Origin of the sequence: Ligilactobacillus sp. 110_WCHN (genome assembly GCF_030518115.1) — a bacterium.
In the GTDB taxonomy this organism is placed as follows: Bacteria; Bacillota; Bacilli; order Lactobacillales; family Lactobacillaceae; genus Ligilactobacillus; species Ligilactobacillus aviarius_C.
This window is the reverse complement of the sequence record NZ_JAULLI010000026.1, coordinates 1-19,385: the sequence shown is the minus strand read 5'-3', so window position 1 is coordinate 19,385 and position 19,385 is coordinate 1. Positions and strand designations below refer to the sequence as shown.

The following is a 19,385-nucleotide window of genomic DNA, read 5'->3' as shown; positions in this document are numbered from 1 at the left end:
AAGCTATGGCCAAAGCCATAGCTTTTTTCATTCTTATTTATCAAACACTTTCAAAGTGCTCTTATTTGCTGGCTGAACCTGTTGGAGTTCGCCACGAACAATAATCCGGGTCTTAACTCCAGGAGTTCCTGATGAGCAGGTTACCAATGTTAATAACTTTTGACCTGGGACATCATTTAGCCATTGAACTTGATCCTCATTAACGATCTTCTTCAATGTAACCTTGTAAGTATAAACGTTCTTTCCGTCTGTCAAATATACCTTGGCCCCAACGCCAATGTTTGCTAATGGTCCAAACAAAATGTTGTTATCTTCCATGTGGTGACCGGCAAGGCAGTAGTTACCTTCTTCACCCATCGTTTCATTTTGCTTCATTGTCCCAGCCCCACGCATCAAATTACTTTGAGCTAAACCGTAGAAGACTGGCAAGTGAATGCCGACATCTGGGATTGCAATTTTTCCAATTGATCCCGCTGCATTTGAGGTTGCAGCTTTGGCAACATCTTTTGTATCAACTGGACGAACAGCATCATAATCGAATTGCCCTTTCTTCGGCTTTGAATTGCTGATTGGCTTGTTTAATGCAGTTGTTGAAATGTGGTTAACAACAAATGATTTGATTTGTTCGTTAAAAATCAATGCTAAGCCGCACAATACCAATAAAACAACTAAAATACTTACAAGGGTTTTTCTTACTTTCCCATGTTTTTTACTTCTTGATTCTGCCATCTTGAGTTACCCCTTTCATTTTTACACTTACTATTTCGTCGTTTCAGGTTCTGATTGACGAACGGTTGAATCTTCCTTCTTTTTCAAAACAACTAAAATTCCGATACTTACAACCGATACGATTGCTCCGAGGAACAAGTATGGTGTCCGGTATGTGAACGTAACTTGGTGTTTTCCAGCACTGACAGGAACTGCTAAGAATTCATCAAGAGCTTTCTTCGGTTTAACTGTCTTGCCATCAACCTTAACGTGCCAACCAGTTTGAGCAGGAATCGTTGTCATGATCAATTCATGTTTTGGAACGTCGATTGTTCCGCTGATCTTCGTATTACTGAAGTGATCAAGCTTCAATGGGTGTTCGTTCAAATCATTCATTAATGACTTGTACTTACTCATATCAAGGTGATATAACCCAAAGCTGTCAAGTTGCAAATTATTATTGGTCAATGTCATCGTCAATGTTTGCTTTTGATCTTTTTGACCGCCGCTAGTAATATTCAAGATCATTGGTGAGTTAAAGTCCCCGGTTTGGGTCAACTGTTGATCACCAATCGTGAATGAACAATTCAAGTTACCATTATTGGCAAATGCTGGTCCAATCGTTAAGTAGTATGGATCGTTTGTCTTTGGTGTAAATGGCATTTGAATCGTTGCATCCTGATTACCGTCGACCTTGGTATACGTATTGTTTCCTTCATCCTTCAAGTTGCTGTAAACAACGCTTAAATCCTTATACGACTTAAAGAGTTTCAGTTTCTTGTTGCCTGCCAAGCCAGCCGCAATCATGTTTTGATTTTGAATTGGTTGGGCAGATTGTAACTTAACATTCAAGATATCCGGACTTGCGGCAAAGCCAATCGGCAAGACATACGGATTCTTGTAAATATTGATCGTGTTAGTTCCATTCACTAAATTATCATTACTCAAATCAAGCCGGGTTGAATATGGTGATAGGACATTTGTGTCTGATGTCTGATTCAACATGTACTTGATTCCAAGGAATGAATCTGAGAATAACGTCCCGTTACTGTAACCCGTGTAGTTATCACCGGATGAATCCCCAATTTCATTCATAAAGTTTGAAGTTTTCGGATCCATCATTGAATTAAATTCATCGGTCCCATAGAAGTTACACTGCATTGGATCGTCTTTTGAACGTTCAAATGTTTTGCCGATCCGGTAAAATTCATTCTTACCTGGCCGGATTCCATCAAGCGCAGTATTTAAGTTTGAAATAAAGCCGGCAAAATCGCTTTGTTTAACGTAGTCGATTGGATTCAAACTCAACGCAACGTTTGCACCCATTTCGACGGTTGTTAATGCCAGCAATGAAAGTTTGAACCATTTCTTCATCGGAACTGAGAATAATACTAAGAAGCCGATGATGATCACACTACTGATTACAATGTTCGTGCTCTTTAAGAAGCCAAACTTCTTAATGTTGTAGAAGCTGTATTCGACGATCACCCCTAGAACAATGACGCTGAGCATCAACTGTAACCGGGACAGCCGGGTGATCTTCAGTAGTCCTCGTGCCGCAATTAGAACCATCCAGAAGCAGACAATGTATGAGAACCGGTATGGATACCATACAGGAAACTGCATTGCGTGCCAGAACAAATCAAGCGGTTGGTAGCAAAGGGAAACAACAAAGAAGGCACTCACAACGATTGTTGCAATCTTTTCTTTCAGTTTGATTTCCTTGCATGTGAAGTAGCAGATAAATCCAATTAAAACCAAAGTTCCGACAAAGATATTCGGCGTTCCCTTTGGCATTTGGTCAAAGTTGAATCCGCCGACCAAGAGCTTCGGTAAGATCTTCCATGGGGAGTAATCAAATTTCCATTGGAATGACTTCGTATTGTATTGTGCCTTTGTCTGCATGATGTTAAAGAACGTTGGTAATAAGATAACGGCGGCCATTCCAGCACCGAGAAGTGACCGGCCAATAAAGCTGCCGATCGTCTTCCACTTTTCCTGAATCTTTTCACTGTTGCGGACATATGTCCATGCAAAGTATAAAACAGCAAAGATGCAGATCATGTAACCCATGTAGTAATTTGTAACTAAAATAATTGCTAAAAATACCGGGTAGACCCACATGCTCTTCCGTTCAATCAGATTTTCAATTCCGATGATCATCAGTGGCAAGAAAACCAATGCATCTAACCACATAATGTTCAAGATATTTGCAACCACAAAACCGTTTAAGGCATATGCAATTGAAAATGCTGGAACTAGGAATCCTTTTTGCCACTTTTCTTTAAGCAGCAACTTGCTGAATGCCCATCCACTGCATCCAACTTTTAAAACGGTAATCAAAAGAATTCCGAATGTGATCCATTTTCCAGGCGTAAAGAGCAGGACTAAGTTAAACGGGCTGAATAAATAGTATGCCCATGTTCCCCACATGCTGCCCCCAATCGCATTTTGGAATGAATAGAAGAATTGACCGAAGTGGTGCAACAATGTGTTCCGATAAAATGAATAAAAATCAACATATTGCTGCCCCAAGTCAACCGTCAAAATTGACGAGTTTCCAAACGGGAACATCTTCCGGTAAGCAAAGTACCCTAATAAAATCAAAATCGGCAATGCAAAAGAAAGCAATTGCAGGAGACGGGTGTTTTTGCTTGAATCCGAAACTTTACGCGAGGATTTCTTTTCTCTTTTTCTCACGTTTAAACTCACCCCATAATAATTATTTGGTTGATAAAAATTCTAATTATCACTCATTTACTGATTGTACCATATATTAAAAGCCTTCAATTGCCTTGAATTACGAATCTTAAAAAAATAATATTTATTTAAATTCTCACTTAAAAAATAAAGGTTACGACATAAGTCGCAACCTCTTTGTTATATCCGCATAATCGGGTTCCAAAACAAACGAGCTATGTGGAAGTTCGAAAACCTCCGAATCTATGCTAGCGCGATTCGTTCGATTTTCTGCTTCCACCACGCTCGTTTTAAATGTTTTGTCACACCTTCTTCTTTTCAAACTATCTCAATGAATCCCATGCTGGCAAATCAATCTTTGCTTGGTGATTAATTTGCTTAGCATGCTCTGAAATATATTTTTGGTTAATAATGACTTCATAAACGTATTTATCGAACCATTCATCTGACATTACAAAGTAGCCTTGATCGCCGATCTTACTGCCCCATGAATTTTCAACTTTCCACTTGGTTGGTTTGCCATCCACGATATCAACACCCGTAAACGTCATTGCGTGGGAAACTTCCCCGTTGCGTGACATCAAACGATCTTTTTTGCTTAATTCAAGGTCAACGTTAAATAATTCACCCTGTTTAAAGAATTCAGATGAAAGGTAACCTTTTTGCCGATCAAGATCTTGTAAAACGTCGCATCCAAACCAAACCGTTTCACCGTTTTTAAGTGATGCAATCACAGCATCCTTCAATTCTTGGGTGCCCACATTCAAGAATTCAATGTGCTTGCCGTTGTAAATGTAGTCTTGACTTGGCAGGCCATATTTTTGATCCATTTCATGATCGGGTGCATCTAATAAACAAACATAATCGTCAAAGTTCCGTTTGCAATATTTTTCAAAGAAACTCTTCGGCGTTAAATCGCGATCAATGTGGTATTTTTTATCTTGATCACGATATTCAAAATCAAATTTAACTGGCGGTTGTCCAAAGGCATAAACGAGCATCCGATAAATGTCACTCAATGCCTCTTTCTTATATGCCCGTAATTCTTCATCAGATTTACCATCCGCCTTCATTTCACGCAGATGCATTGCATCCTTACTAAGTTTCAGATTCAATGATGAGTTTAAATCACTTGTCTGGTCACTTGCAAAAGTTTCCGGCATGACGCTTTGCGGGACAACCCCGTATTTGTCAATCAATGCCGCCGCATTAGCCCATTGACCGCCATCATTATCATTCCAGTTCAAAACATCAAGTAATTCCCGGTCATCACTTGGACGATCAGCCAACCGAATCACTTCTTCAAGATAGTGATTGGCCTTTTCCAAGCGGTCAAAAAACGAATTATAGTTTTGTGAGAATTGAAAGTCCTTAACATTGTACTTCTTCTCAAATTCGTGGCGCATGGTATTCAACGTTGCAAATAACCAGCAACGACCGCTCTTTTTCTGAGCAGTTACTGCTCCGGTTTCAACTTCAATTGAAAATACTCGGTTTAAATCGCGTTTGGCTGCATAGTTGCGGCTGGCTGCGATCACTCCGTTTTCCTGAACCGCCCGGCCAAGTGAAGCTGACGCTGGGGTTTGTTCATAATCTTGATTAAATTTTTGCAGATCTTGGTATGTAATATCCTGTTCCGCTGTCATTGTGATCCTTCTTTCATCAAAAACTAATTTTAATTTAATTGTATTTTAACACACGCATTCAAAATATCAACATTTAAAAAATAAAAAGTTGGGACTGACGTCCCAACTTTTTTAATCATTTTGAACAACAACTTTTGTTCCAACCTTTAAATTTTGCATCATCCATTTCGCATCCGGAACTGATAACCGAATACATCCGTGTGAAGCTGGCTGCTTTCCAAGCTTTTCGGCTTCCAAAACATTGTAACTTCCGTCTTTCTTTGTTGGGACCGTATGGAAAAGGTAAACCCCGTTATCCTTCCATGAAACCCAGTAATTTGCGCCTTCATTTAATGAATTATTGAAGAAGCTTTGCCCCCGTTCAGGTTGAATTTGATATGTTCCTGTCGGCGTATCACTGACCATCTTTCCGGTATTCGGGTCCTTATGGAAAAGACCACCGCTGCAATACATCGTGTAAATTACCTTATTGCCCGACATCAGGTATGTTCGGTTCTTTAATAACGCCACTTTGATCCAGAAATTCTTAACGTTATTTAAATTTGGATACGGAACCTTTTCTGAAGACTCTTTCCAATTGATCGGCGTCCGCATTACTGACTTTGCAGCCCGCTTCTTTGCGGCTGCAGCTTTTTCCTTGGCAATTTTGGCAGCCCGTGCTTTGGCCTGCTGTTCGATCACGATTTGGTGATGGTCAGCAACATGCATACAGTGCCGATAGCCAAAAAAGCACAAAAAGGTAATCACCAATATTATAATATCGATTTTCTGTAATTTTAATTTATTTCCCGTTCCTTGCCGTTGATATTTTATCCATCGATTGTGTTTTTCCATGCTTTCCTTTTATCTCCAGTAGATACAAAGGGTTGAACAGCAATGTAAAACTTTCGCTTTTTCCGTTCAACCCATTGTTTAAATATTATCGCTTTTGTTAAATAATGAATCAACTGATTGATTGTGATAAATCAATGAAATTGCTTTTGCAAAAATCGGTGCAACTGATAAGATTCTTAACTGTTCAAACTTCTTCTCTTCAGGCATTTGAATCGTATCGGTTACAATAACTTCTTTAAGCGCTGAATTTTTCAATTCGTTAACCGCATTGCCGGAGAAAATTGCGTGCGTTGCACAACCGTAAACGTCCGTTGCCCCCGCCTGCTTCAATACAGCGGCAGCATCCGCCATTTTCGCTCCCGTATCGATCATATCGTCAAAGATAATGCATTGATGACCCTTAACGTCGCCGATCACATCTGTATTTTTATCGACGCGTTTCGAATCCCGCTTATCAACAATTGCAATTGGCGCTTTCAAACATTCTGCTAAGTTCCGGGCTAACTTCACACTGCTGTGATCTGGAGCAACAACTACTACATCCTTATCAAGGCCGTTTTTCTTGAAGTAATCAGCTTGACTATAAATTGCCAAAAGATGATCAACCGGAATATTAAAGAATCCTTGTAATTGACCAGCATGCAAATCAAGGGTAACCACCCGATCAGCACCGGCCATCGTCAAGAAGTTCGCAATCAACTTCGCTGTAATCGGTTCCCGTGGCCGCGTCTTTCGGTCAGCTCGGGCATAACCGTAATACGGAATCACGCAGTTGATCGTTCCGGCACTTGCCCGCCGTAATGCATCGATCATTACCATTAATTCCATAAAGTTCTCGTTAACTGGATCTGAAATCGATTGAATAACAAAAACATCACATCCACGAACACTCGAATCAATATTGATTTGAATTTCACCATCACTAAAATGATGAACAGTTGTATCACTTAATTCAACTCCGAGATCATCGGCAATTTTTTGGGCCAACTTAGGATTAGAATTTAAGGTAAAAAGTTTAATTCCGGCATTATCTTGATTCATTTATGTCTTTCCTCCAGCATTCAGCAATCATTATGTTCTTTCTTAATTCTATGGTATTTCAGACGTTTGTCAAGAACGCTTAGATGACGAAAACATGACAATGCGATTAAAAATAGGAGGCTGCTCATGTGTGCAACCTCCGCAATCAGTTTTATCAAGACTCGTTCAATTCTTACATTGCATGATTTAACAGTTGATCAACTGAGATGTGATACAAATCACTTAAATATACCAGACTTTCCAAATCCGGATAGCTGACATCGCGTTCCCAGTTTGAAACGGTTTGCCGTGAAACGTGTAAAATATCGGCAACCTCTTTTTGGGTAAAATGATAACTTTCACGCTCTTCTTCTAAATTCTTTCCTAATTCCATAAAATATTCCTCCATTTCTTTCATCAAGCTTTAATCTTGAACTCCTTAATAAAACTGTTTCCCCTTTAGTTTTAATTCTAACACACCTCAATTAATTAAAAAAATCTAATCAAGGTGGCCAAGCGCAAAAAATTTCTGTACAAATCTTGATGATAATATAAAGGAGGTTACGCCATTAGACGTAACCTCCTTAAACCCTAGAATGAACGAATATTCAATTTCTTCTTTAACAGATACCGTACACCAAAACCAATAAGTGCAAACAGGATATCAGCAAGCGGCGTAAAGGCCGGGTTGACCTGCGGTGGAATCTTGGCGATCAATGCAAAGGCAGCGAACCAAACAATCAACAAGCCTAAGAAGACTCCAATTGCCCGTAAGATCCGGTGCTTAGCCTTTCGGTTATTCATTACCTTGTAGAATCCTGCTAGTCCTAAACCGGCAATTACGGAAGTTGAAACGATTGTTAACCACCCAGCATCTGCCGTTTGCCGTTTTGAAAACAGACCTAAAATTCCGTACATTGCACAGAACATAACGAACATCAATAATCCGTTATCCAAAGCTGATTCCCAGAACTTTGGCGGTTTGTTTTCCAATTCCCGCTTCGGCCCGTTAATAATATCATCTGCTTTTTTAGCAGCCGGACCATATAACTTTGCAGCTGTATAGCCTTGTTTTTGCTTAACTTTTAATTCTTCATAAACTTCATTTAAAGCAGTTGCTTTCTTTTCAGGGTCATACCCTTGAGCATTCAACGCCCGGTTTAACTTGATCATGTATTCTGCATTCCGTTTGGTCAAATCCGCGAATTGCTTATTAATTTCGATCATTTTTTCCTGCCGTTCTTTTTCACGGGTTTCTGCTTGACGTTGAGCTGCTTCTTGATTTTTTTGCCGAATATCTTCGTCTGCCACAATGGTTCCTCCTTTAACTGAAATCGACTTTTAAACTCTTATCTTAGACATTGAACCGGAATTCAATAATGTCGCCATCTTGAACCACGTAGTCTTTTCCTTCAAGGCGCATTTTCCCGGCTTCTTTAACGGCTTGCATGCTGCCATATTTATCAAGGTCATCAAACGAAACGGTTTCGGCGCGAATAAAGCCCCGTTCAAAGTCTGAGTGAATAATTCCGGCAACTTGCGGAGCCTTCATTCCGTGTCTGAAAGTCCAGGCCCGGGTTTCTTTTCCACCGGCTGTAAAGAAGGTTTCAAGCCCTAATAACTTGTATGAGGCCCGAATCAACCGGTTCAATCCAGGTTCTTCAACACCTTCCATTTCAAGGAATTCCTTCTTTTCGTCATCATCCATTTCGGCAATTTCCTCTTCCGTTCCAGCGGCAACCCCAATAACTTCTGAACCAGGATCGTTTTCGGCTAAGAACTTCTTGATTTCTGGCATGTATTTGTTGCCGTCTGGATCAGCCATATCTTCTTCACCGATATTTGCAACGTAAAGAACCGGCTTTGAAGTTAATAAGAATAAGCTCTTAACGATTTTCTTTTCATCATCATTAAATTCGATCGAACGAACCGGCTTTCCTTCTTCAAGCACCGGTTTGATCTTTTGCAAAACGGCGAATTCAGCCTGAGCATCTTTATCACGGCCGGTTTTAGCAACCTTTTCAACCCGGGTATACCGTTTATTGATTGATTCAAGGTCAGCTAATACCAATTCAAGGTTGATCGTGTTGATATCATCGATTGGGTCAACTTTTCCTGAAACGTGAGTGATATTATCATCGTCGAAAGCCCGCACAACGTGAACGATTGCGTCACATTGACGAATGTTTTCCAGGAACTTATTTCCTAATCCTTCACCCTTGCTGGCCCCCTTAACGATTCCCGCAATATCAGTAAATTCAAAGGTTGTGTGGACGATTTTTTTGGCAGGGATGATTTCATCGATCCGCGCTAACCGTTTATCAGGAACTTCAACCATTCCTACATTGGGATCAATTGTCGCAAATGGATAATTTGCCATTTCTGCTCCTGCTTTTGTAATTGCGTTAAATAGCGTTGACTTTCCAACATTTGGCAAGCCGACAATTCCAGCTGTTAATGCCATTTCATTCACTCTTTCTAATTAGCTTTTTCTAAAATTTTCTTCATTTTGCGTTCAAATTCGCGCCGGGGAAGCATTACAATATGGCCGCACCCCGTGCATTCGATCTTGATATCCATTCCCATCCGAATGATTTTCCAGCGGTTGGTTCCGCACGGATGAGCCTTTTTCATTTCAACAATGTCGTTTAAATCATAATCTTTCATTTAAAAGCTCGCCTCATAAATCAATTCATGATTACAACTCAATGTTTAAAACATCCAAGATTCGATTGAAATCTTCCGTTGACAGGTAGTTGATCTCGATTTTACCCTTACCTGTCTTTTCGTTAGCTTTGATTGCAACCTTCGTTCCAAATTTTTCTTGAAGCCGGTCTTGGCTTTGAAGAAGGTACGGTGAAAGTTTCTTTTTCCGGTCCTTTTTGACCTTCTTTTTCCCGTTCATGTCATTAACGATTTGTTCCAATTGACGAACCGTGTAATTTTCCTTGACCGTCTTCTTTGCAAGTTCAACTAACTTATCCTTGTCTTTCAAAGCCAGCAATGTCCGGGCCTGGCCCATTGACAACTTACCGTCCTGAACAAATGCTTTGACTTTCCGGGGCAAATCCAAGAGACGCAAATAGTTTGCAATATATGGCCGGGACTTGCCTAACCGTTCTGATAGCTCTGACTGGGTAATTTTCAAGTTTTTCATCAACGTACTGTAAGCTTCAGCCTCTTCAAGCGGACTTAAATCTTCCCGTTGCAAGTTTTCAAGGACGGCAACTTCCATCATTTGTTCATCGTCAATTGCCCGGACAATTGCTGGAATTGAATCCTTGCCAGCTAATTTTGAAGCCCGGAAACGGCGTTCACCAGCAATGATCTCATAACCCATCACACTTGATTTGCGCACAATGATTGGTTGGAAGACCCCGTTTTTCCGAATTGAATCTGATAAATCCTTTAAATTTTCTTCATCAAAGTTTTTTCGCGGTTGATAAGGGTTCGGGCGGATCTCATCAAGTTGAAGTTCTTCAACCTTTTCATCTGCTTCCTTTTCTTCGTCAAAATCAGCAAATAAAGCATTGATCCCGCGGCCAAGTCCCTTTTTATTCTTACTTGCCATGAGCTGCTAAGACCTCCTTTGCTAATGCCATGTATTCCTTCGCTCCCCGTGATGATGGATCATAGTCAATGATTGACATTCCATGACTTGGGGCTTCTGAAAGCCGGACGTTGCGGGGAATAATCGTTTGATAAACCTTGTCTTTAAAGAACCGTTTAACTTCTTCAACAACTTCGTTTCCAAGGTTGGTCCGGGCATCCAGCATCGTTAATAAGACCCCTTCGATCTTCAAGTTTGGATTGAAGTGCTTTTGTACAAGCTGAATTGTATTTAATAACTGACTTAAGCCTTCCAAAGCATAGTATTCACTTTGAACTGGAATCAAAATCGTATCGCAAGCTGTAAACGCGTTGATCGTCAGCATTCCAAGTGAAGGCGGGCAGTCGATCAAAATATAATCATAGCTGTCCCGAATCGGCACAACTGCATCCGCTAACCGCTTTTCGCGCGCCATCTGAGATGTCAATTCAATTTCAGCCCCTGATAATTGAATCGTTGCCGGAACAATATCAAGGTTCTTCCGGCTGGTGTGGATAATCACATCCGTCATTGGAACCTCATTTACCAGAACATCATAAACATCAGCTTTAATATCTGCTTTCCGAATCCCAAGTCCGCTTGTTGCGTTTCCTTGGGCATCGGCATCGATCAGTAATACTTTCTGGCCTAATTTTGCTAAACAAGCACCAAGGTTAATGCTCGTTGTGGTTTTACCAACCCCGCCTTTCTGGTTGGCAAGTGCAATTACGCGTCCCATCTAATCCACTCTCCTTCACTAGTTTCGTTCATTTTTATTTTTTAATGGAATTTCAATTACAATTTTTTGAACGTCATCGGTGGTCTCTTCTTCAACTTGAACGTCAATTCCCGTTTCGCGAACCATCTTGACCGACTGTTTGATTGTATTGACTGCCAGCCGGACATCCTTGGCAACCCCTTTGATTTGAGACCGGTTTTTCGGCTTCATGCGGGGAACAACGATCCGGTTGACTTTCTTTTCAGTTTCCTTAACTGAAAGGTGATTGTTCAAAACGTCTTTTAAGACCTTGGCCTGCTGTTCGCTAGCTAATCGAACCAACGCGCGTCCGTGCCGTTCTGAAATCTTACGATTTAAGATTGCTTGCTGAACTGGCCGACTCAGCTTCAGCAACCGTAATTTATTGGCAATAAATGATTGACTTTTTCCGAGTTCTTCAGCCAACTGTGCTTGCGTCAAATTGTTCAAATCAAGTAATCGTTGGTATGCTTCAGCCTCTTCGATCGAGGTTAACTCTTCGCGCTGGAGGTTTTCAATCACCGCCATTGAAGCTGCTTCGGTATCCGACATTGTCCGGACAATTGCCGGGACCTTTTCCCACTTTAACGTTTGAATTGCGCGGAAACGCCGTTCACCAGCAATGATTTCATATTTCCCGGGTTCATATTCGCGCAAAATAATCGGCTGAAGTAACCCGTGATCTTTGATCGTATCCGCTAATTCATCGATCTTTTCCTGAGCAAAAATTTGCCGTGGTTGAAAGCGGTTAGGAATGATCTGATTGACCGCAATTTCTTCAACCTGGTCTTCTGGACGAGGCTGCTGTTCAACATCTGACGTTGCGGTTTCAGCATCCGTTTCCTTCTTTTTATTCTTACCCCAAAATAAAAATGCCATAATTTTCCTCCTTTGATTGTCTAAACAATCGGATTCCGTACAGGAGTACCCGCCTTGCGCGGATATTGCTTTGGCGTTGATTTAATTTTTTCAACGATCAATAAGTGACGTTCATCATGCGTAGCTGGCAATTCAGTTTGAATGTCTTGTTTAAACTGGCCGCCAAGGACTTGAATTGCCTTTTGGGCATCAGCTAATTCTTGGTCGGCTTTTTGGGCTTTGAGCGCAATAAATTGGCCGCCGACTTTGACCAGCGGCAGACACAATTCTGTTAAAACGGACATGCGGGCCACCGCCCGAGCAGTCACAAAATCATAATCTTCACGATGCTTGCTCTTCTTGCCCGCAAATTCTTCCGCCCGAGCATGGCACAACTCAACATCGGTCAGCCCCAGTCGGGTAATTAATTCCTGAAGAAACTTAATGCGTTTATTCAATGAATCAACGATCGTCACTTTTAATTGCGGAAAAGCAATTTTCATTGGAATTGATGGAAATCCGGCACCGGCACCTACGTCACAAAGCGTAGCTGCTTCCGTCCGAAGAGCTGGAACTTCAATTCCAAGGATCAGCGAATCATAGAAATGTTTTAAATAAACTTCTTTTTTCGCCGTAATTGCTGTTAAGTTTACAACTTTATTAGTATCAACCAGCAACTCGTAATAATCTTCAAACTGTTTCATCTGCTTATCAGAAAGCATGATTCCATGAAGGGCAAGTTCCTGTTTAAATTCTTCTGGTGTCATCGGATTTCCTTTCTCTGTTCTTCGTGAAACACTTAATTTTTCAATGTTTCACACTACTGATAAGTTTAATTTATTTACTCATTAAAAGCAAGGTGAATTCCGGACCCATTCTCTTTCTTTGAGAATTTTTATTCATTTCTTTTTACGCTATACTTATATAGTAGAAATTTATCAAATGAGGAATTTAAATGACTGAATTTTTTAACGAACCAACCACTGAACAACTCCCACATTTAAGCTTAAACCATGAATATTTGCCGCATCATTTTGTTCACGTTCTTGTTCCCCCAACGGCCAAGTTCAACCCGTTGATTATTTTCATCGGGGACGGTCAAGAACAGCTTCACACCATTCCGCTTTCCCGGTTAAGCGCCCATGGATTCACAATTGCAATGCTGTCAACTGACCAATTAACCGGTGATTTGCATCATCAGGTAAGTGAAATTAAATCCGCGATCCGCTTTTTACTTTTGCACGCCGCCCAATTTTCAATCGATACTAACCGGACTTTTATCTGGGGCGAAAACCGCGGAGCTGATCTCAGTGCAATTACCGTTTTAACTGCCAATGATCCGGAATGGAATGCTGAAGATCCACGGGTTCTCCCTTTACGTTTCCGGGCTAGCTTTTTATTTGGCGTGACAGACTATGCTAAATTAACCGCCATGATTCCATCGCATAAACGGTCGGCGTTGTTTGTCTATAACGGGGAACTCGATTCATTTGATGAAGCATGTCGGGCTCAATTTATCAAGGCCTATCGTCTTCAAAATGAAGTCCAGGATTTTATTTTGAGGAGTACTGCCAGCGGAACCAGTGCGTTTTACACCCCGTATATGCTGACAATTATTGAAAAGCAGATTCAAAAACATTTATAACCAAAAAAGATAAAAAATTTCCCAAAAAGGATTGACACTCAATTAAAACCAAGGTATTATATGGGTATTGATGAAAGAGCTTTGTGAGCTTCCATCTCCCCCTAGATTCGGCTCACGTTAATATGAGTTCTGTTCATCATCACTTACTCCTTTTTTCTCTGCACTATACAATGTATAATGCAGAGTTTTTTTATGTCTTCCTGCTCCCATGCGGGTTATTTTTTTACTCTTTTTTCACTTCACAAAAAAATCAATAAAAAAATTTAAATCGTAATCCTCTTTTTTCACTTTCTGATAAACCAACAATTTAATTTAAATTCTAAATCGTAATCCCGTTTTGACGGTCTTTTCACGGTTGACACGTCCAGATTGCCCCTTTATTATCTAAAAAGTAATCATTACTAATTTCATTAAAGGAGCTACTGAATGAAGAAATTTTCAAAACTATTTTTATTAGCTGTTGGTGCAATTTTCCTGACCTTTTCTTTAAGTGCCTGCGGAAAGCAATCATCAACTAAGAAAACGTCAGCAGACAAGATCAAGGTCGTTGCAACGACTAACTTTTACGCCAATATCGCCCAAGAAGTCCTCGGAAATCACGGGACCGTAACGTCGATCATCGACAGTCCCAACGTTGATCCGCACGACTTTACTCCAACAACTGCAACTGCCAAAGAGGTTGCTAAAGCCAACCTTGTAATCGAAAACGGGGTTGGATATGACACCTGGGTCAATAAACTGCAAGACCGGAAAATTCTTTCAGTTGGAAAAATCGTTGGTGCCAAAGACGGCGATAACGAACACTTGTGGTACAATCCTGCCAACATTGAAAAATACGTTGACGCGTTAGCTGCTCAATATGGTCGGCTTTTACCTCAAGACGCTGCAATCTTCAAAAAGAATGCCGCTGCTTATAAAAAGAAGTTAAACGTCCTTAATCAAAAAATGGATCAAATCAAAAACGAGAAGCAAAATGCCGATGTCGCCGTCAGTGAACCGGTCTTTAACTATGCCCTTCAAAAAATGGGCTTTAAGGTTACTGACAACCATTTTGCCCTTGCAATCGAAGAAGGTTCGGATCCGTCATATACTGATATTCGCGACTTGCAAAACAGTATTAAAGAACACAAAATCGCCTTTTTCGTCTTAAATAAACAGGATGATAGCAAAATCGTCGATAACATCGCTGACCTTTGCCGAAAAGAAAACATTCCGGTTCTCGAAGTTACTGAAACAATGCCCAAAGGCGGCAACTACATCGACTGGTTTAGCAACGAATTGGATCAACTCGCTAAAATTGTTCAAACAAAGAGGTAATCATCTATGCAACCAATCTTAGAAGTTGAAAATTTAGATATTAAAGTCCCTGACCGAACGCTTTTCCGGAACCTGAACTTTGCAATTCCGCGCAATGAATTAACCTGCATTACGGGTGAAAACGGCGTTGGCAAATCAACCTTGATCAAACATTTAATTCAAGATCTCAACCGGAATTCAACAATTCACGCGCAATTTGCTATCCCGCGCGATAAGGTTCAATACGTCCCGCAATTACGCAACATTGATGATGAATATCCCCTTAATATTCATGATTTTGTTGCCTTAGGATTTAAGCATCGCATTCTTCCATGGAATTCAAAAGCGATGAACCAACGGCTGCGTGAAATTTTGGATGAAACAAAATTGACTCGTATCCAAGCGCGCCCTTTAGGAAAAGCTTCCGGCGGTGAAAAGCAACGGGCTTACCTTGCCCAAGCGTTGTGCGCTGATCCGCAGCTTTTAATTTTGGATGAAGCCACCGCTAACCTGGACCAGTCAGCCAAGCACTTTCTTTTGCAGCTTTTAAAATCGATCATGCAAAATCACGATTTAACCGTGATTTTTATCACGCATGATCCAGAACTGATCGCTGCATATGCTGACAACGAGTTGCACCTTGAAAATCAAACCGCAACGATGACTAAAATGAAGAAAGGAGAAAATTAATGTTTAATTATGCTTTTATGCAATATGCATTCATTGCTGGAATATTTATTGCATTAATTTGTGCTGTCATGGGCGTTTTCGTAATCGCCCGGCAAACATCATTCTTTGCCCACACCCTTTCTGAAATCGGCTTTTCAGGTGCAAGTTTTGGCGTGTTTGCTGGCATTTCACCGCTTGCAGGAATGCTGCTTTTCACCTGTTGCAGTGCGTTATTCATCGGCTTTTCAGGTGAAAAGATCAGCCGGCGCGAATCGTCGATCAGTGTTTTCTCAGGAATCTTCTTAGGCCTGGGAGTGCTTTTCCTGTCACTTTCTGATAAACAAGCCAACTATGCAACTAGCATTTTGTTTGGGAGTATCGTCGGAATTGACGCTGCTAATTTGCGTGATCTTGTTTGTTTGAGCATCTTCTTATTGATTCTAATTTTCTTTACTTTCCGAAAATTAGCTTTCAATTCTTTTGATGCTCAAGGTTCTGAATATAATCAACGTTATAACAAGCTGATTTCGATTCTCTTCCTCATAATGCTTGCGTTGACCGTCAGCATTACGGCGCAAATTATTGGCGCGTTGCTGATTTTCGTTCTGCTTACGATTCCGGCATCCGCATCTAAATACTATGCGCACTCATTATGGAAAATGATCGGCCTGACCTTTATCTTTGCAATTACCGGGATTTGGCTCGGATTATATTTAAGTTATTTAACAAACTGGCCGGTCAGTTTCTTTATCACGGTCATTGAAGCGTTGATTTATAGCAGTGCGATTTTAAAACAAAAAATCAGTGATCATCATAATTAATATTTAATCAAGATAATTCGATTAATCAAAAGTAAAAGCAACGATAGTGTTCACTAATATGTGAACATTATTTTTTTATATCAAAATTTTATATGGAATTTCATTTTTAAAAGTGTTAGAATAGGTCACAACAGGGGTAGGATATATCTCGTAAATGGCCAATGGAACGGAATGTGAACTTTGGCAGAACCGTAATGGGCGATTTATATCCGCATTCACCATAAAATTCATCTGGTGTATGTGTCTCCCCCGTGGATTTTGGGAGGCTTTTTTTGATGAAAAAATTATCTTGGAAGAGTCCGAAACTCGATGTTCGGACCGTTACAATGTCTGCGTTGCTGATTGCGATTCAGATCGTTCTTAACAAAATTTCGATCGGCGATCCCGCCATTTTAAAAATCGGAATTGGTTTTCTTGGAACAGCATTGATCGGTTACCTGACCGGTCCGTGGCTTGGCGGCGTGATCCTCGTTCTTGTTGATATTATTTCCAATACCGTATTCAGTTCCGGCGGGGTCTTCTTTCCCGGATTTACCTTTTCCGCATTTATCAGTGGAATCATCGCCGGTGCATTTCTTTATCACCAGAAAGTTACCTGGCAACGGGTCTTCTTATATGAATTTATTCAAATCTTAATTTCAAACGTTATTTTTACGACTCTGTGGGTTTATATCTTAAGCATGACTTCCCCGCATCACATGGCACTAACCGCTTTGTTAGCTGTGCGGGTTCCTAAAGAAATTATCTCATGGCCAATTCAAGCAGCCGTTGACCTTCTGATTTTAAAGGCCGTGTCGAAAACCCAAATCGCAAAATAAAAAAATGGTTGGCAATCGCCAACCATTTTTTATGCTTTCTTCGCATCAATTCCTTTGGTACTGTGATGAACCCATCCAATATTGATCAAAACCAGGAATGCAGTTGATAAGAACACACCGCCGTAGCCAAACATTCCTGAAACCGTTGAACCAATCAACGGGCCAAAAATGTTTCCCATAAATTGTGCTGACTGGTTATAACTAAATACCCGGCCTGAATATTCATTCGGCGAATACTTCGCCAATAACGTCTGCACTTGTGGAAGCAATGCCGCATCTGAAATTCCAACTAAGAACCGCAGAATTCCTAATTGCCAAACGTTCGTTACAAAGGCTTGTGGGATATAGACTAACATTGCAAAAATCAAGCCGCCACGTAAAATTTTCTGCGTTCCGATCTTATCGCCCCACGTTCCAAATAACGGAGCGGCAAACAAAGTCGCAATTCCCGGCAAAGCGGCAATGATTCCGCTGACCATGTCTACACTATGTCCGTCGTGTAGTAATTGTTGAACATATAAACTAATGACCGGTGAAATCGAATTGTTTCCAGCCTGGATAATCAATGTTGTAACAAACATTCCAATGATCACCTGCGGATATTCAAGCGACTTGAATAATTCGCGCGCTGGAAGCGTCTTTTCCTTTGAAACCGGCGTAAAATTTCGTTCATGAACAAAGAAGAGGGTCAAAACAAACACCGTTGCATATGCCAATCCAGTGAGGAAGAAAGTTACTCGATAACCAAACGCCCCGGCAATCGCTCCCCCAAATAACGGTCCAAGAAGCATGCCGGCCGTTGTCCCGGTCGATAAAGTACTCAACGCTTTCCCACTGTGCTTGCTTGGAACTTGAGAGGCGATCAATGCTGACGTGTTCGCAACATACCCTGCAAAAAAGCCTTGAAGTAATCGTAAAAGGGCTAGTTGCCATACATGAGCAACTAATCCCATCGAAGCCATCATGACTCCCATGCCGGCCGCCGAAATCAGCATCACTTTCTTGCGACCGTGCCGATCAGCAAATTTTCCCCAAATCGGGGCCATCCATGATGAAACTAGGAAAGTTGCTGAAAAAACGATCCCGCTCCAAAGATTCAATTGCATCCGGTTAAAATGTCCCAATGTCTTAATGTATAAAGACATAAACGGCATGATCAATTGGAATCCCATTCCAACGATAAAGTTTCCAAACCAAAGAACCCGCAAGTTCTGTTTCCATTCTGGGATTTTTGCTTTCAAAGTCTCACCTCATTCTAACTATTTGTAAGTAAATTCATAACTTACTATTATACACGCTTTTCAGAAAAAAGCTAACTTTTAAGGTGAGCTTTCAGAAAACTATCTCAAGAATTGATCAATTCGGTGTTTCAAATCTGGTAAGACCTCTTTTTCAAACCATGGATTGCGACTCATCCACAATTGATTCCGCGGTGAAGGGTGAACTAACGGGAAATATTGTGGCAAATAATCCTGGTAATTATGAACAACATCCGTTAGTTTCGCCGAACTTTTAAGGTGTAAATAGTGCTTAGTTGCATAACTTCCAACTAGTAACGTCAATTTCAAATTTGGCATGGCTTCTAACAACCGCGGGTGCCATTTTTCAGCAAAACCTTTCCGCGGTGGCAGGTCGCCTGACTTGCCCTTTCCTGGAAAATAAAAATCCATCGGAAGAACCGCAATCTTACCTGAATGGTAAAATTCGTCATGACTAACTCCCATCCAATTGCGAAGCCGGTCGCCGCTTTTGTCATTCCACACGATTTGAGTATCTTGAGCGACCCGTCCTGGAGCCTGACCGACGATCAAAATCCGGGCATCCGCGTCAGCATAATATAACGGATCGATTCCCTTTTTCGTATATTCTTGATTCATTGGATCTGCTTTGATTTCTTCAAAAATCTTTTGAAACTGATCTTCCATTTTTCTCCTCCTAAAATCCTTAATCACCTTTATTATAGGGTAGATTGCAATAAATAACTTGAACAAATTTAATGACGCAGATTAAGCAAAAAGATCTCA

At 40.8% G+C, this 19,385-nt stretch carries 20 protein-coding genes and 1 riboswitch; of the genes, 5 read left to right on the top strand and 15 right to left on the bottom strand.

Annotation, left to right across the window (positions count from 1 at the left end):
* Positions 1-33 precede the first annotated feature (33 nt).
* The 13 genes from Q3C15_RS07970 to rsmG form a co-directional block, all read right to left on the bottom strand.
* On the bottom strand, positions 34-729 hold the full coding sequence (locus tag Q3C15_RS07970; protein ID WP_283600890.1) for a class A sortase: 696 nt from the start codon (positions 727-729) through the stop codon (positions 34-36).
* Positions 730-759: 30 nt separating this feature from the next.
* Complete coding sequence (locus tag Q3C15_RS07965; protein WP_302704889.1) at positions 760-3,408, bottom strand: YfhO family protein; 2,649 nt, start codon at positions 3,406-3,408, stop codon at positions 760-762.
* Between the two features lie 323 nt (positions 3,409-3,731).
* A complete protein-coding gene (locus Q3C15_RS07960) occupies positions 3,732-5,054 on the bottom strand; it encodes an aminopeptidase C (protein WP_302704888.1) in 1,323 nt (440 codons plus the stop codon).
* Positions 5,055-5,165: 111 nt separating this feature from the next.
* On the bottom strand, positions 5,166-5,888 hold the full coding sequence (locus Q3C15_RS07955; RefSeq protein ID WP_302704887.1) for a L,D-transpeptidase: 723 nt from the start codon (positions 5,886-5,888) through the stop codon (positions 5,166-5,168).
* A gap of 78 nt (positions 5,889-5,966) precedes the next feature.
* Positions 5,967-6,929 (bottom strand): ribose-phosphate pyrophosphokinase, encoded by a 963-nt coding sequence (locus tag Q3C15_RS07950; protein ID WP_302704885.1) that lies wholly within the window; start codon positions 6,927-6,929, stop codon positions 5,967-5,969.
* 172 nt (positions 6,930-7,101) lie between these two features.
* Complete coding sequence (locus Q3C15_RS07945) at positions 7,102-7,302, bottom strand: helix-turn-helix domain-containing protein (protein ID WP_057907160.1); 201 nt, start codon at positions 7,300-7,302, stop codon at positions 7,102-7,104.
* Positions 7,303-7,499: 197 nt separating this feature from the next.
* Entirely contained in the window at positions 7,500-8,219 is a 720-nt protein-coding gene (locus Q3C15_RS07940; protein WP_064208236.1) for a DUF1129 family protein, read from the bottom strand.
* Between the two features lie 43 nt (positions 8,220-8,262).
* Entirely contained in the window at positions 8,263-9,372 is a 1,110-nt protein-coding gene (gene ychF, locus Q3C15_RS07935) for a redox-regulated ATPase YchF (protein ID WP_302704883.1), read from the bottom strand.
* 14 nt (positions 9,373-9,386) lie between these two features.
* The gene (locus Q3C15_RS07930) at positions 9,387-9,575 is read right to left on the bottom strand and encodes a DUF951 domain-containing protein (protein ID WP_057827013.1); all 189 of its coding nucleotides are present in this window, start codon (positions 9,573-9,575) and stop codon (positions 9,387-9,389) included.
* A gap of 31 nt (positions 9,576-9,606) precedes the next feature.
* A complete protein-coding gene (locus tag Q3C15_RS07925) occupies positions 9,607-10,479 on the bottom strand; it encodes a ParB/RepB/Spo0J family partition protein (protein ID WP_302704882.1) in 873 nt (290 codons plus the stop codon).
* Positions 10,469-11,236: a ParA family protein gene (locus Q3C15_RS07920; RefSeq protein WP_057827015.1), complete on the bottom strand. Its 768-nt coding sequence runs from the start codon at positions 11,234-11,236 to the stop codon at positions 10,469-10,471. Before Q3C15_RS07920 ends, Q3C15_RS07925 begins: the two co-directional genes overlap by 11 nt.
* Before the next feature lie 18 nt (positions 11,237-11,254).
* Complete coding sequence (noc, locus tag Q3C15_RS07915) at positions 11,255-12,133, bottom strand: nucleoid occlusion protein (RefSeq protein ID WP_283573335.1); 879 nt, start codon at positions 12,131-12,133, stop codon at positions 11,255-11,257.
* 20 nt (positions 12,134-12,153) lie between these two features.
* Positions 12,154-12,879: a 16S rRNA (guanine(527)-N(7))-methyltransferase RsmG gene (rsmG, locus tag Q3C15_RS07910; RefSeq protein ID WP_302704880.1), complete on the bottom strand. Its 726-nt coding sequence runs from the start codon at positions 12,877-12,879 to the stop codon at positions 12,154-12,156.
* A 188-nt stretch (positions 12,880-13,067) separates the two neighbouring features.
* Here rsmG and Q3C15_RS07905 point away from each other — a divergent pair, with 188 nt between their 5' ends.
* The 5 genes from Q3C15_RS07905 (at position 13,068) to Q3C15_RS07885 (ending at position 17,361) form a co-directional block, all read left to right on the top strand.
* A complete protein-coding gene (locus Q3C15_RS07905; RefSeq protein WP_302704879.1) occupies positions 13,068-13,757 on the top strand; it encodes a hypothetical protein in 690 nt (229 codons plus the stop codon).
* 426 nt (positions 13,758-14,183) lie between these two features.
* Entirely contained in the window at positions 14,184-15,074 is an 891-nt protein-coding gene (locus Q3C15_RS07900) for a metal ABC transporter solute-binding protein, Zn/Mn family (protein ID WP_302704878.1), read from the top strand.
* A 6-nt stretch (positions 15,075-15,080) separates the two neighbouring features.
* Positions 15,081-15,743 carry a metal ABC transporter ATP-binding protein gene (locus Q3C15_RS07895; RefSeq protein ID WP_282458663.1) on the top strand — a complete coding sequence of 221 codons (663 nt, stop codon included), beginning with the start codon at positions 15,081-15,083 and terminating at the stop codon, positions 15,741-15,743.
* Positions 15,743-16,543 carry a metal ABC transporter permease gene (locus Q3C15_RS07890; protein WP_302704877.1) on the top strand — a complete coding sequence of 267 codons (801 nt, stop codon included), beginning with the start codon at positions 15,743-15,745 and terminating at the stop codon, positions 16,541-16,543. The genes Q3C15_RS07895 and Q3C15_RS07890 overlap by 1 nt, the downstream gene beginning before the upstream one ends.
* Positions 16,544-16,673: 130 nt before the next feature.
* Positions 16,674-16,765, top strand: a riboswitch (THF riboswitch).
* Between the two features lie 53 nt (positions 16,766-16,818).
* Positions 16,819-17,361 carry a folate family ECF transporter S component gene (locus Q3C15_RS07885; protein ID WP_057827022.1) on the top strand — a complete coding sequence of 181 codons (543 nt, stop codon included), beginning with the start codon at positions 16,819-16,821 and terminating at the stop codon, positions 17,359-17,361.
* 29 nt (positions 17,362-17,390) lie between these two features.
* Here Q3C15_RS07885 and Q3C15_RS07880 read toward each other — a convergent pair whose 3' ends face one another.
* Positions 17,391-18,602, bottom strand: a complete 1,212-nt coding sequence (locus Q3C15_RS07880; RefSeq protein ID WP_302704876.1) for a multidrug efflux MFS transporter — start codon at positions 18,600-18,602, stop codon at positions 17,391-17,393.
* A 99-nt stretch (positions 18,603-18,701) separates the two neighbouring features.
* Positions 18,702-19,286 carry a uracil-DNA glycosylase family protein gene (locus Q3C15_RS07875; RefSeq protein ID WP_283600900.1) on the bottom strand — a complete coding sequence of 195 codons (585 nt, stop codon included), beginning with the start codon at positions 19,284-19,286 and terminating at the stop codon, positions 18,702-18,704.
* Positions 19,287-19,385: the final 99 nt, after the last annotated feature.

What these genes read in the sequence shown, in the direction of transcription:
- Q3C15_RS07970 (WP_283600890.1), bottom strand. Translation starts at nt 729, where the DNA reads ATGGCAGAATCAAGAAGTAAAAAACATGGGAAAGTAAGAAAAACCCTT.
- Q3C15_RS07960 (WP_302704888.1), bottom strand. Translation starts at nt 5,054, where the DNA reads ATGACAGCGGAACAGGATATTACATACCAAGATCTGCAAAAATTTAAT.
- Q3C15_RS07955 (WP_302704887.1), bottom strand. Translation starts at nt 5,888, where the DNA reads ATGGAAAAACACAATCGATGGATAAAATATCAACGGCAAGGAACGGGA.
- Q3C15_RS07950 (WP_302704885.1), bottom strand. Translation starts at nt 6,929, where the DNA reads ATGAATCAAGATAATGCCGGAATTAAACTTTTTACCTTAAATTCTAAT.
- Q3C15_RS07945 (WP_057907160.1), bottom strand. Translation starts at nt 7,302, where the DNA reads ATGGAATTAGGAAAGAATTTAGAAGAAGAGCGTGAAAGTTATCATTTT.
- ychF (WP_302704883.1), bottom strand. Translation starts at nt 9,372, where the DNA reads ATGGCATTAACAGCTGGAATTGTCGGCTTGCCAAATGTTGGAAAGTCA.
- Q3C15_RS07930 (WP_057827013.1), bottom strand. Translation starts at nt 9,575, where the DNA reads ATGAAAGATTATGATTTAAACGACATTGTTGAAATGAAAAAGGCTCAT.
- Q3C15_RS07925 (WP_302704882.1), bottom strand. Translation starts at nt 10,479, where the DNA reads ATGGCAAGTAAGAATAAAAAGGGACTTGGCCGCGGGATCAATGCTTTA.
- Q3C15_RS07920 (WP_057827015.1), bottom strand. Translation starts at nt 11,236, where the DNA reads ATGGGACGCGTAATTGCACTTGCCAACCAGAAAGGCGGGGTTGGTAAA.
- noc (WP_283573335.1), bottom strand. Translation starts at nt 12,133, where the DNA reads ATGGCATTTTTATTTTGGGGTAAGAATAAAAAGAAGGAAACGGATGCT.
- rsmG (WP_302704880.1), bottom strand. Translation starts at nt 12,879, where the DNA reads ATGACACCAGAAGAATTTAAACAGGAACTTGCCCTTCATGGAATCATG.
- Q3C15_RS07905 (WP_302704879.1), top strand. Translation starts at nt 13,068, where the DNA reads ATGACTGAATTTTTTAACGAACCAACCACTGAACAACTCCCACATTTA.
- Q3C15_RS07900 (WP_302704878.1), top strand. Translation starts at nt 14,184, where the DNA reads ATGAAGAAATTTTCAAAACTATTTTTATTAGCTGTTGGTGCAATTTTC.
- Q3C15_RS07895 (WP_282458663.1), top strand. Translation starts at nt 15,081, where the DNA reads ATGCAACCAATCTTAGAAGTTGAAAATTTAGATATTAAAGTCCCTGAC.
- Q3C15_RS07890 (WP_302704877.1), top strand. Translation starts at nt 15,743, where the DNA reads ATGTTTAATTATGCTTTTATGCAATATGCATTCATTGCTGGAATATTT.
- Q3C15_RS07885 (WP_057827022.1), top strand. Translation starts at nt 16,819, where the DNA reads ATGAAAAAATTATCTTGGAAGAGTCCGAAACTCGATGTTCGGACCGTT.
- Q3C15_RS07875 (WP_283600900.1), bottom strand. Translation starts at nt 19,286, where the DNA reads ATGGAAGATCAGTTTCAAAAGATTTTTGAAGAAATCAAAGCAGATCCA.